The organism is Cellulomonas rhizosphaerae (assembly GCF_003470205.1).
In the GTDB taxonomy this organism is placed as follows: domain Bacteria; phylum Actinomycetota; class Actinomycetes; order Actinomycetales; family Cellulomonadaceae; genus Cellulomonas; species Cellulomonas rhizosphaerae.
Map to the genome: position 1 here is coordinate 16,623 of NZ_QWKP01000194.1, position 17,370 is coordinate 33,992.

At 68.6% G+C, this 17,370-nt stretch carries 14 protein-coding genes; all 14 read left to right on the forward strand.

Annotated features, from left to right (window positions below; translation table 11 throughout):
• Nucleotides 1-87: 87 nt before the first annotated feature.
• The 14 genes from D1825_RS10025 to D1825_RS10090 all read left to right on the forward strand — a co-directional run bounded on the left by D1825_RS10025 (nucleotide 88) and on the right by D1825_RS10090 (nucleotide 17,311).
• Complete coding sequence (locus D1825_RS10025) at nucleotides 88-1,761, forward strand: GspE/PulE family protein (RefSeq protein ID WP_118767284.1); 1,674 nt, start codon at nucleotides 88-90, stop codon at nucleotides 1,759-1,761.
• A 653-nt stretch (nucleotides 1,762-2,414) separates the two neighbouring features.
• Complete coding sequence (locus D1825_RS10030) at nucleotides 2,415-3,623, forward strand: type IV pilus twitching motility protein PilT (protein WP_325051481.1); 1,209 nt, start codon at nucleotides 2,415-2,417, stop codon at nucleotides 3,621-3,623.
• Nucleotides 3,623-4,846, forward strand: a complete 1,224-nt coding sequence (locus D1825_RS10035) for a type II secretion system F family protein (protein ID WP_118767286.1) — start codon at nucleotides 3,623-3,625, stop codon at nucleotides 4,844-4,846. The genes D1825_RS10030 and D1825_RS10035 overlap by 1 nt, the downstream gene beginning before the upstream one ends.
• Before the next feature lie 240 nt (nucleotides 4,847-5,086).
• Nucleotides 5,087-5,521, forward strand: a complete 435-nt coding sequence (locus tag D1825_RS10040; RefSeq protein WP_118767287.1) for a type II secretion system protein — start codon at nucleotides 5,087-5,089, stop codon at nucleotides 5,519-5,521.
• Between the two features lie 200 nt (nucleotides 5,522-5,721).
• Entirely contained in the window at nucleotides 5,722-6,813 is a 1,092-nt protein-coding gene (locus D1825_RS10045) for a type IV pilus modification PilV family protein (RefSeq protein ID WP_118767288.1), read from the forward strand.
• Nucleotides 6,813-7,586, forward strand: coding sequence for a prepilin-type N-terminal cleavage/methylation domain-containing protein (locus D1825_RS10050; protein WP_118767289.1), 774 nt, complete (start codon nucleotides 6,813-6,815; stop codon nucleotides 7,584-7,586). Before D1825_RS10045 ends, D1825_RS10050 begins: the two co-directional genes overlap by 1 nt.
• A gap of 101 nt (nucleotides 7,587-7,687) precedes the next feature.
• Complete coding sequence (locus tag D1825_RS10055) at nucleotides 7,688-9,538, forward strand: pilus assembly PilX family protein (RefSeq protein ID WP_233549805.1); 1,851 nt, start codon at nucleotides 7,688-7,690, stop codon at nucleotides 9,536-9,538.
• Nucleotides 9,539-9,703: 165 nt separating this feature from the next.
• Nucleotides 9,704-11,479, forward strand: coding sequence for a prepilin-type N-terminal cleavage/methylation domain-containing protein (locus D1825_RS10060; RefSeq protein WP_158580713.1), 1,776 nt, complete (start codon nucleotides 9,704-9,706; stop codon nucleotides 11,477-11,479).
• Nucleotides 11,472-12,161, forward strand: coding sequence for a PulJ/GspJ family protein (locus D1825_RS10065; RefSeq protein ID WP_158580714.1), 690 nt, complete (start codon nucleotides 11,472-11,474; stop codon nucleotides 12,159-12,161). The genes D1825_RS10060 and D1825_RS10065 overlap by 8 nt, the downstream gene beginning before the upstream one ends.
• 13 nt (nucleotides 12,162-12,174) lie before the next feature.
• Entirely contained in the window at nucleotides 12,175-13,758 is a 1,584-nt protein-coding gene (locus tag D1825_RS10070; protein WP_138067569.1) for a hypothetical protein, read from the forward strand.
• Between the two features lie 4 nt (nucleotides 13,759-13,762).
• Nucleotides 13,763-14,548, forward strand: a complete 786-nt coding sequence (locus tag D1825_RS10075; protein ID WP_118767294.1) for a prepilin peptidase — start codon at nucleotides 13,763-13,765, stop codon at nucleotides 14,546-14,548.
• A 144-nt stretch (nucleotides 14,549-14,692) separates the two neighbouring features.
• On the forward strand, nucleotides 14,693-15,757 hold the full coding sequence (pilM, locus tag D1825_RS10080) for a type IV pilus assembly protein PilM (RefSeq protein ID WP_118767295.1): 1,065 nt from the start codon (nucleotides 14,693-14,695) through the stop codon (nucleotides 15,755-15,757).
• Nucleotides 15,754-16,521 (forward strand): PilN domain-containing protein, encoded by a 768-nt coding sequence (locus D1825_RS10085; protein WP_199721559.1) that lies wholly within the window; start codon nucleotides 15,754-15,756, stop codon nucleotides 16,519-16,521. Before pilM ends, D1825_RS10085 begins: the two co-directional genes overlap by 4 nt.
• Before the next feature lies 1 nt (nucleotide 16,522).
• A complete protein-coding gene (locus D1825_RS10090) occupies nucleotides 16,523-17,311 on the forward strand; it encodes a hypothetical protein (RefSeq protein WP_118767296.1) in 789 nt (262 codons plus the stop codon).
• The last annotated feature ends 59 nt before the right edge of the window (nucleotides 17,312-17,370 follow it).

Below are 17,370 nucleotides of genomic sequence, written 5' to 3' on the forward strand. Positions count from 1 at the left end.
CGAACCCCTCAGGTCACCCGGCGCCGCTGCCGATGACCCGGGCAGAGGTGTGCGTTCCGTGCACCGACCGTTCGGGAGGGGCGCCGCGTGAAGCAGCTGGGAGAGATCCTGCTCGAGGAAGGGCTCGTCTCGGAGGCGCAGCTGTTGGCGGCGCTGGACGAGACGATGACGTCCGGTGCGTCGCTGGGGCGGACCCTGGTCGAGATCGGCATCCTGTCCGAGGGGCAGCTGGTCCAGGCACTGGCCGCGCAGGTCGGGATGCAGTACGTCGACCTGGACGAGTTCCCGATCGATCGCATGGCCGTGTCGATCGTGCCCGGCGCGCTGTGCCGGAAGTACACCGTGCTGCCGATCGCACTCGAGGGCGGGTCGCTCGTCCTCGCGACCGCGGACCCCGGCAACGTGATGGCCGTCGACGATGTGCGCTCCGTCTCAGGCCGGCAGATCGTCTCGGTCATCGCGACGCACGACAACCTGCTGCGTGCGATTGACCGCTACGTCCGCGCCGACGACGAGATGGAGAACCTCTCGTCGGCGTTCGAGGAGGTCGAGGTCGACACAGACCAGGACCTGTCCAAGCTGAGCGAGATCGGGGACGACGACGCTCCCATCGTCCGGTTCGTCAACCTCCTCGTCACCCAGGCCATCACGGACCGCGCCTCGGACATCCACATCGAGCCGTCGGAGCACGACCTGCGGGTCCGTTACCGCATCGACGGCGTGCTGCACGAGACCCAGCGGGCGCCCAAGCAGATCACCGGCGGTGTCATCAGCCGCGTGAAGATCATGAGCGATATCGACATCGCCGAGAAGCGCAAGCCGCAGGACGGCCGCATGTCCGTCACGCACAACGGGCGCAAGATCGACCTCCGCGTCGCCACGCTGCCCACGGTGTGGGGCGAGAAGATCGTCATGCGTATCCTGGACAACTCGACGGCGAGCCTCGACCTTCGTGACCTCTCGTTCCTCGACCACAACTACGAGACCTACAAGGAGTCGTACACCAAGCCGTACGGCATGATCCTGGTCACGGGTCCGACAGGCTCGGGCAAGTCCACCACGTTGTACGCGACGCTCAACGCCGTCTCCAAGCCGGACATCAACGTCATCACCGTCGAGGACCCGGTCGAGTACCGCCTTGCCGGGATCAACCAGGTCCAGGTCAACCCGAAGGCGGGTCTGACGTTCGCCGCGGCGCTGCGCTCGATCCTCCGCTCTGACCCGGATGTCGTACTCCTCGGTGAGATCCGGGACCATGAGACCGCGCAGATCGCGATCGAGGCGGCGCTCACGGGCCACCTGGTCCTGTCGACGCTGCACACCAACGACGCACCTTCGGCGGTCACGCGGCTCACTGAGATGGGGATCGAGCCGTTCCTCGTCGGCTCTGCGCTCGACTGTGTCGTCGCGCAGCGCCTCGCGCGCCGGCTGTGCCCCAAGTGCAAGGTGCCGTACCGGCCGACTCCGCAGGAGATGGAGGCCGCTCGCTTCCCGTGGGTGCCGGGAGAGCCGATCCCGGAGATCTTCCGGCCGGGCGGGTGCGCAACCTGCTCCAACACGGGCTACAAGGGTCGGCTCGCGCTCCACGAGGTCATGCGGGTGACCGAGGACATCGAGCGCCTCGCTGTCGCCCACTCGTCAGCGGCAGACATCGCCACCACCGCCCTGCGGCAGGGGATGACGTCGTTGCGCGACGACGGCTGGTACAAGGTCGCGATCGGAGACACGTCGATCGAGGAGATCCTGCGCGTCGTCGCCTGACGTGTACCGCAGGAAGTGTCGGGGGTCATGCCCTCAAGTCGGGAACGGCGACCGCCGATGACTCGATCGGGGCCAGGAGGCCGACGTGACGTCGCGTACTGCGCGACACCCGGGAGGGGTTTGACGTGACCGAGTACTACCAGCCGCAGGGAGACCCCACGCGCCCGCTGCCGCCCTACCGCCAGGCGGGACCGCAGGCGGGCGCATCGGAGCCTCCGGTGTTCTCGCCGATCCCTTCGCAGTCGACCAACACGCCGGCTGCTCGTCCCCAGGCCGCTACGCCGCCGCTCGGGGCACAGGACCGGTCAGCTGCTCCGATGTCCGTCGCCGCGGTCCGGGATCAGCTGCGCGCGGCCCAGACGCCCGCGACGGAGAGCGCCGCGCGTCCCACCTTCGCGCCCGCAGGGGCGACGTTCACGCCGGCCGGATTGCCCGCCCCCGCCCCCCAGGCGAACTTCACGCCTTCGGGGCCCACGACGTTCTCGCCTGTTCCGTCGCAGTCGCCCGCGGTACCCCCTGCCGCGGCGCCCGCCGGCACGTTCCTCCCGGCCCCGGCCCCGGCCCCGGCCCCGGCCGCGCGCCCGACGCTCAAGGAAGCGCGGACAACGCAGGGTCAGGCCCCCGTCGGGCCGCCTCCCGCGGCATCGGCACCCGTGAAGCGAGACCGTGCGGCGGCGCGCGTCGGCATGGCGCAGGAGTCCCACGAGGGCGACGTGAACATCGACGCCGTCCTCACGACCATGGTCGAGATGGGTGCGTCCGACGTGCACTTCACGACCGGGGCGCCGCCGATGGTCCGCGTGTCCGGTTCGCTCAAGCCGCTCGAGGGCTTCGCGCCGATGATGCCTGAGCCCCTGCGGCGCACGCTGTATTCGATCCTCACTCAGAAGCAGCGAGAGACGTTCGAGGCGAACCTGGAGCTCGACTTCTCCTACGCGGTCCGCGGCCTGGCCCGATTCCGCGTGAACCTGTACGTGCAGCGCGAGTCCGTCGGCGCGGCGTTCCGTGTGATCCCCTACGAGATCAAGCCCTTGGAGGACCTCGGCGTGCCCGCCGTGGTCGCCAACTTCGCAGGTCTGCCGCGCGGCTTGGTCCTTGTCACCGGGCCGACCGGCTCCGGGAAGTCGACGACGCTCGCCGCGATCGTCGACCTCGCGAACCGCACGCGCGAGGACCACATCATGACGGTCGAGGACCCGATCGAGTTCCTCCATCGCCACAAGAAGTCGCTGATCAACCAGCGCGAGGTCGGTGCGGACACCCACTCGTTCGCGAACGCGCTCAAGCACGTGCTGCGCCAGGACCCGGACATCATCCTGGTGGGCGAGATGCGCGACCTGGAGACGATCTCCGTCGCCCTCACGGCCGCCGAGACCGGCCACCTCGTGTTCGCGACCCTGCACACGCAGGACGCGGCGCAGACCATCGACCGCGTGATCGACGTGTTCCCGGCGCACCAGCAGGACCAGGTGCGTACCCAGCTCGCGGGCGCGCTGCAGGGAGTCGTCTGCCAGACGCTGTGCAAGCGCACGGACTCGCCCGGACGCGCCGTCGCCACGGAGGTCCTGGTGGCGACGCCGGCGATCCGCAACCTCATCCGCGAGGGCAAGACCCACCAGATCTACTCCTCGATGCAGGCCGGCGCCAAGCAGGGCATGCACACCATGGACCAGCACCTCGCGGACCTGGTCAAGCAGGGCAAGATCTCGTACGAGGTCGGGCTCGAGAAGTGCCACCACGCCGAGGACTTCAACCGGCTCACGGGCCGGTTCTCGGGCGCCACGCAGGGGAGCGCCAACCTGGCGGACCCCGTGATGACCGGTGAGCCCATGCTCGGCGCGCCCGTCGGACAGGTGATGTGATGTCGACCGAGGCGAAGACGTTCGAGTACGCGGTCCGGGACAAGGGCGGGAAGCTCGTCAAGGGCCGGGTCGAGGCACCCAACCAGGCCGCGGTCGCGAACCGGCTGCGGGACATGGGCTTGGCCGCCGTCTCCATCAGCGAGGTCAGCCAGGGCGGTCTCAACCGCGAGATCAACATCGGCGGCGAGCGCGTCGGGCTCAAGGACCTCGCGGTGATGTCGCGCCAGATGTCCACCATGATCGACTCGGGCCTGTCGCTGCTCCGCGCGCTCACGATCCTGGCCGAGCAGACCGAGAGCAAGGTGCTGGCCCGCATCATCGGCCAGGTCCGCAACGACGTCGAGGTCGGCACCGCGCTCTCGGTCGCGCTGCAGAAGCACGAACACATCTTCCCGCCCATCATGATCAACATGGTCAAGGCCGGCGAGGTCGGCGGCTTCCTCGACAAGGCGCTGGTCTCGGTCGCGGACAACTTCGAGTCCGAGGTCAAGCTCCGGAACAAGATCAAGTCGGCGATGACGTACCCCGTGGTGGTCTTCGTGGTCGCGATCCTGGCGACCGTCGGCATGCTGCTGTTCATCGTCCCGGTCTTCGCGGGGATGTTCACGACCCTCGGCGGAGAGCTACCCCTGCCGACGAAGATCCTCATGCAGCTCTCGCAGCTCATGAAGATCACGATCATCCCGTTGGTGATCGGGCTCGTGGTCTTCGCGGGGTGGTGGGCGCGGCACAAGAACGACCGGGCCGTGCGCGAGAAGCTCGATCCGATCAAGCTCAAGCTACCCGTCTTCGGCAACCTGTTCCGCAAGATCGCCGTCGCGCGCTTCACGCGGAACTTCGGCACGATGATCCACTCTGGGGTCCCGCTGCTGCAGGCGCTCGAGGTGGTGGGCGAGACGAGCGGCAACATGGTCATCGAGTGGGCAGCCAAGGACGTGCAGGAGTCGGTCCGCCGCGGTGAGTCTCTCGCCGGCCCTCTCGCGCACCATGCGGTCTTTCCCCCCATGGTGGTGCAGATGATGGCGGTCGGCGAGGACACGGGTGCGCTCGACACCATGCTGAGCAAGGTCGCGGACTTCTACGACGACGAGGTCGAGTCGACCACGGAACAGCTGACGAGCCTCATCGAGCCTCTCATGATCGTCGTGATCGGCTCGATCATCGGGAGCATGGTGATCGCGATGTACATGCCGATCTTCGGCATCTTCAACCTCATCTCCTGACGTCCTACCATTCGTCCACGACGAGGGCGCGGCTCGGTTCTGCCGAGCCGCGCCCTCGTCACTTCTTCGCGACTCGGAAAAGCCGAATGGGCCGTTCGGGTGAACCTCGCGGAGTTGGGAACTGCCGCTCAAGTCGGCGCACTGGTCCGACGATGATCCGGACGTAGTACTGAACCGGTTCCCGCTGGGACCGGACTGATTCTGACATCGTCCGCACCACTCGACTTCAGGAGTTCGACAATGATCGCTCGCGTTCGCAAGTCCATGGAGGAGAAGGACCAGGGCTTCACCCTGATCGAGCTCCTCGTCGTCATGATCATCATCGGCATCCTCGCGGCCATCGCGATCCCGGTGTTCCTCAACCAGCGCAAGAAGGCCGAGGACTCTGCGGCCAAGGCCGACGTGTCGACCATCGGCAAGGAGATCGCGACGTACTTCGTCGACTGGGACGGGTCGACGGCCGTGACGGTCGGCGGCGGCAGTGGCGCCGACTGGACCATCAACGGCAACTCCATCGGCAACTCGTCGAAGAACGTCGACCTGTCTGGCACCGCTAACCTCGATGACGACCAGGCGTGGTGCGTTTCTGTCGTCAACGACAAGGGCGACAAGGCCAAGTCGGTGGGCTACCAGTACTCGGCTGAGGGCGGCCTCGAAGAGGGCAAGTGCGCCTGATCTAGCTGAACAGAAAGAATGGGCGGGAGCTTCGGCTCCCGCCCATTCTTTGGCTTTCAGATGTCCGCTTTGTGTGCGCGTGTCGCAATCACTGTGAATACGGCCCGGATGTCACCCATTCTGCCTATTCCCACGCGTTCCCACGTGCGGTTCGATAGGGCAGCGGCAGCCGAGCAGGCTGCCGACGAGAAAGGCTCACCATGAGGGTTCGTGCGCTGCGACGTCGCAGCCACGCGCGCGCGCTGCAGGCGCGCGGACGGGCTGACGACGGCTTCTCGATGGTCGAGCTCGTCGTCGCGATGCTCGTCCTGGGGACGCTGTCCATGGTGGTCGTCGGGCTCGTGCTGCAGACGCAGTCGATGAGCGAGTCGAACCGCTCCCGCGTCGCGGCGGCGAACCTGGCCGCTCGGGAGATCGACATCGTGCGCGAGGAGTTCACGCGCGACGCCGACGCGCCGGCCGAGGTGGCCGACGAGGGCACCGTCACCAACCCCCACCAGCTCACGGGCCAGGTCCAGGGCAAGCCGCTCGGGGTGGACGGCACGGCCTACACGGTGCGGCGCTCGAGCTCGTGGAACCTCGTCGGCTCGGGGAGCTCGCCGTGCGAGGGGGGCTCACTCGTGAACTACCCGACGCTGCGCGTCGCGGTACAGGTGAGCTGGAAGGGCATGGGTACGGTCGCCCCGGTGACGACGACCGCCCTGCTAGCCCCCAAGAAGGACGACAAGGTCGTCGGCACCCACGGCTACGTCGCGGTGCGCGTGACGAACGCGGCTGGCGCTGCCAACCCGGGCCGGTCGGTCATCGTCTACTCGAGCACCGAGTCGCGCACCGGAGTGACGGACTCCTCGGGCTGCGCCGTGGTCCAGGTCAACCCTGCGGCCGCGGGCACGCTGTACTCCGCCAAGCTCTCGAACCTCGGGTACGTCGACATCTCCGGGGTCAGCGAGCCAGTCAAGTCGGTCGGCCTCGTCGAGCGCGGCAAGCTGAACAACAACACCACGTTCGCCTACGACGTCGCCACCAAGCTGCGGATCCGGTTCGTGAACGGCACCGGTCACCTGGTGCCCGACGGTGCCGTGGTCGGCCAGCCGTACACGTTGGTGGCTTCGGAGTACGCGGGGGCCTCCGGCGCGAAGCTGCTCGTCGCCGACGCCGCGACCGTGGTGCTTGAGGGACTGTGGCCCACCCAGTACGGCGCGTACTTCGGCACCGTGCCGCCGGCCGGCGGCTACGCGACGGTGAGCCCGGGTGGTCCCGGGATCCCGACGATCGACGTGGTGGTGCCGTGATGCGCGCGCTGCGTCGGCGGACCTCCGCCGAGGACGGCAGGGGCCGTGATCGCGGGACGACGCTCGCCGAGCTCCTGATCGGCATGACGATCTTCTCCGTCCTTTTGGCCGCGGTCGCGACGATGGCCGTCGGGTACTACCGCGTCAACGCGCAGAGCGTGGCGCGGCAGGACCAGGTCGACGAGACGCGTGCGGCCGCGGAGCGGTTCACCAAGCTGGTGCGGACTGTCGTCAAGCCGAGCCAGCTGATCAACTGCGTGACGGCGACGTGCTCGGACATCGACGCGTTCGTCAGTGCGTCGGCCACGTCGATGAAGTTCTACGCCAACATCGACAACGCGGGGAACCTGGTCGGCCCGAGGCAGGTGACCTACACGCTCGAGCCCACCGGGACGGGGACGGCCAAGCTCGTCGAGCGCGTGCAGCGGCCGGATTCCTCGACGCCCGGCAACAACGGTTACAGCTACTGCGACGCGCTCGCCTCGGGAGCCAGCGGGGCGTGCAAGTCGCGGTTGACGACGAAGGTGCTCGTCGAGGGCGTGCGCACCGACGGGGCGGTACGGCCGTTCGTGTACTTCGACAACGCCGGCAAGGCGATGACGCCTGCGAGCGGCACCGCGCTCTCGCCGGCACAGATCGACCAGGTTCTCTCGATCGAGTTCACGCTGCGGGTTCGCTCGGCCGACCAGAACTCGACCGGAGCGACCACATACATCCAGCGGATCCTGCTGCCGAACTCGCAGGCCGTGCTTCGTCCCGGGGAGGACGCATGAGGCCCGCCCGCACCATCACACCGAGGCGCCTGCCCGGGCGCCGGCCGTCGTGGTCCCTGCGAAGGCGTTCGGCTGACGACGAGGGGTCGATCCTCGTGGTCGTGGTCGGCACCATGCTGATCCTGGGCATGGTCGCGATGACCGGCCTCGCCTACACGGTCAAGAGCCAGCGGTTCGCGCGGTACGACCAGGACTACTCGGCCGCGATGGCGGCCGCGCAGTCCGGTGTCGAGGACTTCATCAGCCGCATCAACCGCATGGACGCGTACGGGTACACCCCGGACTGCGCCAACATGGCGTGGCGCGGGCCGATGACCGCGAGCAGCAACGCATGTGGGTGGAACCCGTCGACCGCAGCGGGCTGGCTCCCGGTGGAGCCTGGTGAGACCAACGCGGACGCACCGCACTTCCACTACGTGATCGACTCGGCGCAACGTGCGCAGGGGATCTACCGCCTGGTCGTGACCGGCCGTGCGAACGACACCTTCCGCTCGATCGACACCACGGTGGGCAAGGGCGGCTCGACGGACTACGTCTACTACACCGACTTCGAGTCGGCCGACCCCGCGAACGTCCAGGCCTACGGGGACGGGGGCACCAGCGTCGTCGCGTGCGGAGCGAACGGCTCGTCGTCCGCCTCGTACTGGCACTCGTCACCGAGCCGCTCGGGCAAGGGCTGCACGGAGATCACGTTCATCGGTGGTGACGAGCTCGACGGCGAGGTGTTCACCAACGACACCATCCTGGGTTCGACCTATGCGGGCAAGAAGCCGTCGTTCCTCAAGCAGGTCTGGACCGCCGACCCGAAGTGCGCCACCGCGACGTCGGCACCTGCGACGTGGGAGACCAAGTGCCTGCGAACGAGCAGCGTCGCGAACTTCAACGGCGTCCAGCCGAAGTACCACGACCCGCTCTACCTGCCCGACAACTCGGCGTCGTTCGCGACCACGCCGGGCTGCCACTACTACGGCTCGACCCGGGTCGTCTTCAAGTCCAACGGCACGATGACCGTGTGGAACAAGACGACCGTGAACGGGAACAAGCAGCCGCTCGCGACGTCCGTGCCCGGTGGCGCGACGCCCAACTGCGGGACGCTCGCCGCGCTGAACTCGACGGCTGGCGCCACGGTGCCCGTGCCGAACGACATGGTGCTCTACGTCGACAAGTCGGGAACCGCCAACCGCCAGTGCTACGGCGGCGAGCTGGGTGGCCCGACCGGTTCCACCCTCCCGGTCGGGACGTTCACGGGCGTCGAGCCCACCGCTGCGTCGTCGACCTACACGGGCGACGAGAACATGACCGAGCTCACCAAGCAGTGCGGGCAGGGCAACCTCTACGCCGAAGGCGTGCTGAGCGGCCGGGTGACGCTGGCGTCGGCGCAGTCCATCGTCGTCACGGGTGACCTCGTGCTCGCCGGCGGCACCGTGACCGGGTCGGACCTGCTCGGCCTGGTCGCCACGAACTCGGTCGAGGTCTTCCACCCGCGCCAGGGCACCATGAAGGCAACGGCGAAGTGCAAGGTCTACAAGTCCAACGGCACGTGCCAGACGTACTACACGAACCAGTGGGTGTGGACGGGCACGCTCGAGAGCGTCGGCGACGTGAGCGGCTGGCCCAAGCGGTACAAGGAGCCCGGCGCCGCAGCCAACTACCCCGTGAACGGCATCCAGATCGCAGGCTCGATCCAGACGCTCCTGCACTCGTTCCTGGTGCAGAAGTACAACGTGGGCGGCGACAAGGGCACGCTGTACGTCAAGGGATCGATCGCCCAGCGCTGGCGCGGCATCGTCGGGCAGACCATCAGCGGCGCCCAGAACGGGTACACGAAGCAGTACCAGTACGACACCCGCCTGCAGTTCTCGACCCCGCCCTACTTCCCGAAGTGGGCCAACGCCAAGTACACGCTGCGTTACTCCGGAGAGGTGAACACACCCGCGACCTTGAAGTCCTGACGTCTCGTTCCTGCCGGTTCGAGCCATTCGCCCGTCTCGTTGTGCAAGACGCACCGAGATGTGTGGACTCGCACCCTCATGGTGTCCGTGACGTGCGCCGATACCTCGGTGACGACTTCCGGACGACCGTCCGTGGGAGCGTGTTCACGAGTGGTGGGAGGTCGCGTGCTGGTCGACCGGCGTCCGCAGCACGGCGATGAGTCCGGCTTCACCCTCATGGAGCTGCTCGTCGCGATGATGATCATCGGCGGCGTCCTGCTGGGCCTGGCTGCCGTGCAGACCTCGGCGCTGGTCACGACGGCGCAGACACGCCAGCGCACGCTGGGCACCGCGGTCTCGAACCAGGTCATGGAGCAGCTGCGCGCGCTGCCGTGGAACACGCTCAACAAGGGCCAGCGGATCGGCTTCGCTGCGGCAGCGGGCGGGGACGCGAACGTCGCAGGCGCGCGTCTGCGTCCCGTGGTCGGCGCGGCACACATCGACGAGGCGCTCGTCCAGAGCTCCGACCAGTCGACGACGATGGCGCCCCTCTCGGGGGCCGGTGGGACCAACCTCACGCGAACCGTGAACCCCGAGGCGCCAGGGATCGTGTTCACGTCGCGTGCCTACGTGTCCCGCGATGCGGCCGCTTCGGCAGCGCTCAACCTCACGGTGATCACGACGTGGCGTGCGAACCAGAAGGCCAAGCAGCAGTTCGTCCTGCTGCGGTCCGCGGCGTACGCACCGCAGGGCGGCTGCGGCGATCCGAACAACCAGCCCTACCTCGGTGCGTGCCAGGCACTGCTGTCCGCCAGCGCCGGTGGCACGGGACCTGAGATCACCGTGACCGCCGCTTTCGGGGGGATGGTCGGTGATCCGGCCGTCGACGGTACGACTCCGATTCTTCCGGGATCGACGGCCACGGTCGCGTCCCTGCGGGTCGGCAACACCGGCGTCGGGATCGCCTCGCAGCAGTCGACGACCGTCGAGGCGAGCGCCCTGCATGCGGTGGGCACGCTGACGACGGCGTCCGACGCCGCGGCGACCTCGAGCACCGGCGGATCGACGTCGTCGCTCGAGGCATCCAACGACATCGGCTCGGTCGGTGCTGCGCCGCCGAACCCCACGCCAGTCTCGTCGAACGGGCTGGCGTCCACGCTCGCCCTCGGGCAGGGCGATCTCACCATGGCGCTGGAGCCCGGGAACGCCGATCTCTCGACGGTGCGCGCCTCGACAGTCGCGTCCTGCGCGACGGGTATCGCCGCGGGGGAGCCGTGCGCATCGACCGATGCGAAGTCGAACGCACCGACTCGCGTGAGTTTCGGCGTCAAGAGTGCGACGTTCCAGGTCGCCAGCGTCGCGGCCTCGTCGACGACGTCGACCTTCGGTGGGCGCTTCACGACCACCCCGGGAGCGACCGCGATCGGCTGCACCTCGCTGACGGGCGCTGGATGCGTGGCCGCGGGCGTGTCCCGCGCTCTCGGCAACGTCGCGGTGGGCGGTGGCACGTGGTCCGGCGGCGCGGCGAGCAGCGGCCTGATCACTGTCACGGGGTACGCGGACGGCACGCGCGTCGAGCGCGGCGCCGCGCAGACGGCCTCGGCACCCGTGACAACCCGGTCCGGGACGCTCAAGTACTGGAACGGCAGCTCCTACACGACGATCGCTCTCGGCACGACGACGTCGAAGTCCGTCAGCACGGGCTCGGTGACCTGGTCGGGCGGTGGGTACACGGTGACCGCGGCCGGCAGCGTCCTGGTGACGCCCTCCGCGTCGTCGGTGACCTCCGCCGCGACCGGGTGCACCGGCGAGGGATGCTCGTTGTCGTCGGAGACGGGCCTCGTGACGGTCTCGGTGCAGTACCGGGTCGAGGGACATGGCGGCGTGCAGTCGTTCGTCGTCGCGACGACGCTCGGTGGGGCGCGTGCGTCGGCCGCGTACAAGGCGGCGCCCAGTGCATGAGATCCTGCGCCGGGCGCGCGCCGCGCGGGAATCGGACGATCGCGGCTACACGCTCGTCGAGCTCATCGTCGTGATGTCGATCTTCGTCGGCCTGATGGCGATCGTCTTCGGGATCATGCTCCAGATGGCCCGCCAGACGAAGGACAACCTGGCACGGACCGAGGCCGCGGCCCAGGTCCGCATCAGTCTCATGCAGATCGATCGTCAGGTCCGCTCCGGCAACGTGATCTCGGACCCGAAGCAGGAGTCGAGCAGCGAGTCGGGTGCGGACAAGTACTACTCGCTGCGCGTCTACACGCAGACCGACGGCGTCTACCAGTGCGTTCAGTGGCGTGTGGTCTTCGCGACCGGCAACGACTTCGGCCGGCTCGAGTACAGGTCGTGGAAGCCGAGCTGGCAGGCGACCGGCGGCGTGGACGCATGGCGCGTCGTCGCTCGTGACATCGTGCGACCGGCCAAGGCTCTCGACAAGGCCGACCCCACGACGTGGCCCCCGTTCTTCGTCGAGGACAACCAGGCCGAGACCTCGTCGAACGCGCAGACCATCCGCGTGACCCTGCGCGTGAAGGACCCTGACCAGAGCGAGGGCTCGAAGCCGGCGACCGTCACGTCGACGCTCACGGGCCGCAACACGATCTTCGGCTACCCGGCTGACACCTGCAGCCCCGTCCCGGCGCCCTGACCAGGAGGTTCCCATGCGAGCAATGATCCGACGGCGCCTTGCGACTGCGGGCGACGAGCGCGGCAGCGTGCTGGTCGCGGCCGTGGCGGTCGCCATCATCGGCGCGATGCTCGCCGTTCTCGTGGTGGCGAACGTCATCGCCGCGTCGCGCGCGTCCGGTGTGGATCGCGCCCGGTCGACCGAGGTGCACGCCGCTGAGGGGCTCGTCGACGACGTCTACCTGAAGCTCGAGACGACCACCCCCTGCCGGTACCCGGCGACTGGGACCGCGCAGGCGGGGTCTTCGCCCTCCCTGGTCACGGGGAGCGCGACGATCACCTACTACGACAAGACCGGCGCGAAGCTGGCCTGCGCGTCGGGGAAGGTCACAGGCGCGCCGACGACGGCCGTCGTCACGTCGACCGCGCAGGGGGACGACGGCCGCTCGCGGACCATGCAGTCCAAGATCGTCCTGACGCCGAGCGTGGTCTCGGGCCGCGGCTCGGCGATCTTCGCCGCCAACAGCATCATGACCACGAACGCGTTCACGGTCTCGACCACGTTGCCCAACGAGAAGGCGGACGTCTGGGTCGACTCCGGGAACGTCGACTGCAACTCCGGCGTCAAGATCGACGGCAGCCTGATCGTCGCGAACGGGGGCGTGCGGATGTCGGGGGCGTGCCGAGTGGTCGGCGACCTGTGGAGCAAGAACGCCGTCGAGATCTCCCAGGCGCAGAGTGCGGGACTGGCGAGCGTCGGCGGCTCGCTGTACGCAACGGCGAATGCCGCCATGAACTCGGGCGTGACGATCGGCAAGGACATCATGCTCACGGGCTCCCTGACGACGTGGGGCGGTCCGAGCTCGATCCAGGTCGGTGGCGTCACGAGGACCGGCCTCGCCGCTTCCCAGATCCCGGTGTACGTACCGCGGGGCTTGCCCGAGGTCCTCTACCGCCCCCAGGACTGGGCGGGTTTCGTGACCTCGGGTGACCGCGCGGCCGCGTACCAGCAGTGGGTGCGGACGAACGCTGCGGCCAACAACGCCGAGTCGTGGGCGGCCTCGCGGGCCACCACGGGCAGCACCCAGCTCCAGTGCTCCGTCGCCGGCGCGAGCTACGACCTCAAGGGCCCCCTCGTGGGGCCGACGGTGCCCACCCTCTTCGACACGCGCTACTGCAACCAGACGACCTTCCAGAACGGGGTCAACCTGCAGCTCCAGGCCGACCTGGTGATCTTCGCGAAGGACTTCTACTCGACCGGCAACTTCTCGGTGACGTCGAAGGACGGCAAGGAGCACCGGTTGTGGATCATCGTGCCTGACCCCAACCCGAACGGCATCGCCGAGTGCACCGGAGGGATCGGGAACATCAAGGGTGACTCGGGCAGCCTCGCGGTCTCGCCCATCACGATCTTCCTGTACACCCCGTGCACGATCGACACGAACAACTCCACGAACCTGGCCGGCCAGCTCTACGGTGGCACCGTCAACCTGCGCAACGCTCTGACGGTCAACTACGTGCCGATCGGGATTCCCGGCGTCGACCTGCCTTCAACCGCGCAGACCACTGCCGGATACCGCGTGGACGTCGTGTACAAGCGCGAGATCGGAACCCCCTGAGCTCATGAACGCCGCACTCGCTGCGCTGGCCGGCATCGTCGGCCTGGCCGTCGGCTCGTTCCTCAACGTCGTGGTGTGGCGGGTCCCGCGGGGTGAGTCCGTCGTCCACCCTCCGTCCGCCTGTCCTCGCTGTGGGCACGGGATCAGGCGCCGGGACAACATCCCGGTCGTCTCGTGGCTCGTGCTCCGGGGGAGGTGCCGCGACTGCGGCGAGCCGATCTCGGCGCGTTACCCGCTGGTGGAGCTCGCGACCGGTGTCCTGTTCGCCCTCACGGCCCTGTGGGCGGGAGCCTCATGGGTGCTTCCCGCGCTGCTGTACCTCGCGGCCATCGGCGTCGCCCTCACGCTCATCGACGTGGACACGCACCGGTTGCCCAACGCGATCGTCCTGCCGTCGTACCCGGTGGCGCTTGCACTTCTCGTGCTGGCCAGCTGGAACCCCGGTGGAGCGTCCGACTGGGGTGCGCTGGTGCGCGCGCTCATCGGCTGTGCCGCTCTGTACGCGATCTACTTCGTGACCGTGCTCGTGTACCCCGCGGGCATGGGTTTCGGCGACGTGAAGCTCGCGGGCGTCCTGGGTCTGTACCTGGGCTGGTTCGGCTGGGGCGCGCTCGTGCTCGGGTGGTTCGCCGCTTTCCTGCTCGGCGGCCTGTACTCGATCGGCCTGCTCCTCCTGCGGCGCGCCGGGCGCCGGTCGGGTATCCCGTTCGGGCCATGGATGCTGCTCGGCGCGGCCTGCGGGATCGTCCTGGGCGAGCGAATCTGGTCGGCCTACCTCGGCGCACTCTGACCTGCGCGGGAGCGCTCCAGGGACCGTGAGGTGATCCGCCGATCAGGTGGCGAATCCACCTCAAGTCGGGAGCGGTCGCACCCGATAGGTCAGGAAGAAACCGCTCGCGTCCGGATAACCCGCGTTCTGCATGAAGGGACACTCGTGGCCAACACACGTGTCATCGGCCTCGACATCGGCACGTCCGCGGTCCGCGCGGCCGAGCTCGAGTTCGGAGCCGGTGGGCCTCAGGGCAAGAACCCGCCCACACTCGTCAGGTTCGGCGAGGTGCCCGTGCCGCTCGGTGCTGTCCGCGACGGCGAGGTGGTGCAGCCGGAGAGCGTGGCGAACGCGCTGCGGCAGCTCTGGTCGCAGGCCAAGTTCGAGTCGAAAGACGTGGTCCTTGGCGTCGGCAACCAGCGCGTGCTCGTGCGCGAGCTCGAGGTTCCCTGGATGCCGGTCGCGCAGATCAAGGAGTCGCTTCCCTACCAGGTGGGAGAGATGCTCCCGATGGCGGTCGATGACGCCCTCCTCGACTTCTATCCGACGGGCGAGGTGGACAGCCCCTCGGGACGTCTGGCGCGAGGCATGCTCGTCGCCGCACAGCGTGACACCGTCACCGCCAACGTCCTGGCGGTCGAAGCAGCCGGTCTGCACCCGCAGATGGTCGACCTCAACGGATTCGCGCTGATGCGCGCGCTCGCGCGCGGTGACCTTGCCAACGCGACGGCGGCGTTCGTCGACATCGGCGCGACGATCACGACCGTCGTCGTCGCGTCGCGTGGCGTGCCGCGGCTCGTGCGCACGCTTCCCTCGGGCGGGCAGCACGTGACCAACGCCCTGGCGACGGCTCGCAGCATCTCCGGCCCCGAGGCCGAGGCCATGAAGCGCGAGATCGGCATCGGTTTCGCCGTGACGCCCGACCGCCAGGACGCCGCGGACGCGGTTGCCCACATCGCACGTGCGCTCGTCGAGTCCATCCGCAACACGTTCGTCTACTACGCGGGGAACAACCCGGGCGCCGGCATCGACGTCGTGGTGCTCTCTGGTGGTGGCTCGCACCTGCCTGGTCTCGGCCAGTACCTGTCGAGCGCGAGTCGTCTGCCGGTGACCCTTGCGGACCCCCTCGCGGGCCTGCGCACCGCCAAGACCGCGCGTCGCGACCAGCTCACCGGGCGCGAGTCGTGCGTGGCCCTCCCCATCGGACTCGCCTACGGAGTTGCCGCATGAGTGCCCTGCTGGAGCGTCCCCGCGCGAAGGGCAAGGGAGGTTCGGCGACGATCGTCGGCGCAACCCTGCCCCAGGTGAATCTGCTCCCCCCCGAGGTCTGGGCCGCGCGCGGCCTGCGCCGGACCAAGCGGATGCTGGCGTTCGTGCTGCTGGGCACGCTCGCGCTCTGCGCACTGGCGTGGATGTTCTCCCTGTTCGACGCGGGTCAGGCGCAGTCGGACCTCGACGCCGCCGAGGCGGACACGGCGCGCGTCCAGGCGCAGCTGCACGACCCCAAGTACGCGGAGGTGCCCCTCGTGCTCGGCGCGCTGGACGCCAACCGCACGGCGCTCCCCATGGCGATGGCCACGGACGTGGACTGGTCGGCGTACGTCAACGCCATCGCCGCCGTGCTGCCCGAGGGGGCGAGCATCGACGCGTTCACGGTCACCTACGCGACCCCGATGTCGGGCCCCGTTGACCCGACCGACCCGCTGCAGGGACCGAGCCTCGGCCAGATCGCCTTCACCGGCCGGTCCGTCACGGTGCCCGACACCGCTGCCTGGCTCAAGGCGCTCAACTCGGTCCCTGGCTTCGAGGACGCCTGGCTGGACTCCGCCGCGGTCACGGGCGACGAGGACAACGGCGAGTACTACGCCTTCTCGTCGACCGTCCAGGTTTCGGACGAGGCACTGACCCACAGGTTCGACCCCAAGGACGCGACGGCGAAGACCGACGACAAGGCGACGGACAAGTCCGCCACCGACGAAAGCACGGAGGACTGACGTGGGCGGCAGCAAGAAGCGCACCTGGATCGGCGGCACGGCGTTCATCGCCGTCGTGGTCGCCGTGGCGACGTGGTTCCTGCTCGTCTCGCCGAACCTTGCCGAGGCGTCCGAGCGGCGAGCGTCGGCCGAGGACACGCGGGCGTTCAACGACGTGCTCGACCTCAAGCTCGCCAAGCTCAAGTCGGACTTCGGCAAGCTCGACGACTACAAGTCAGAGCTTGCGGCTGCCGAGAAGAAGATTCCGCCATCGGCGAAGCTCGAGACCTACCTCGACGGGCTGGACTCGATCGCTGTCAAGCGCGACGTCACGATCACCTCGGTCACCGCCGGCACGCCCGAGACGTTCGTGCTCCCGAAGGTCAAGGAGCCGACGCCCGCGGCGACCGAGTCGGCGGATGGGTCCGACGCGACGGACGACTCGTCGGACACCTCCTCGTCCGAGGAGAAGGACAAGGGTCCGAAGGTGCCCACCGGTCTCACCGCCGTCCCCGTCTCGGTCACGGTGCTCGGGACCTACGAGAACACGATGGCCTTCCTGGATGACGTGCACCAGAGGAATGCGCGGGTGTTCCTCGTCTCGGCACTGACGGGCACCTCGCAGAAGGAGTCCGACGGAAGCGCGGGCAAGCCGGCTACCTCGGACGGTGACCAGGAGCTCGTGATCACCGGATACATCTACGTCCTGCCGAACGGACTGGCGGCGGCCGCGAGCGAGGACCCTGAGGGCCCCGTCAAGCTCCCGTCCAACCCTGGGAAGAACCCGCTGGTCCCCGTCCAGGGAGGCTGACGGCTGTCGCGGTACTGACGCGAGCGCGGGCGCCCGCGGTGTGGACTCACACCGCGGGC

Excerpts from the sequence above, each read along its gene's own strand:
- D1825_RS10050 (WP_118767289.1), top strand. The coding sequence starts at position 6,813 with ATGCGCGCGCTGCGTCGGCGGACCTCCGCCGAGGACGGCAGGGGCCGT.
- D1825_RS10035 (WP_118767286.1), top strand. The coding sequence starts at position 3,623 with ATGTCGACCGAGGCGAAGACGTTCGAGTACGCGGTCCGGGACAAGGGC.
- D1825_RS10040 (WP_118767287.1), top strand. The coding sequence starts at position 5,087 with ATGATCGCTCGCGTTCGCAAGTCCATGGAGGAGAAGGACCAGGGCTTC.
- D1825_RS10075 (WP_118767294.1), top strand. The coding sequence starts at position 13,763 with ATGAACGCCGCACTCGCTGCGCTGGCCGGCATCGTCGGCCTGGCCGTC.
- D1825_RS10070 (WP_138067569.1), top strand. The coding sequence starts at position 12,175 with ATGCGAGCAATGATCCGACGGCGCCTTGCGACTGCGGGCGACGAGCGC.
- D1825_RS10045 (WP_118767288.1), top strand. The coding sequence starts at position 5,722 with ATGAGGGTTCGTGCGCTGCGACGTCGCAGCCACGCGCGCGCGCTGCAG.
- D1825_RS10085 (WP_199721559.1), top strand. The coding sequence starts at position 15,754 with ATGAGTGCCCTGCTGGAGCGTCCCCGCGCGAAGGGCAAGGGAGGTTCG.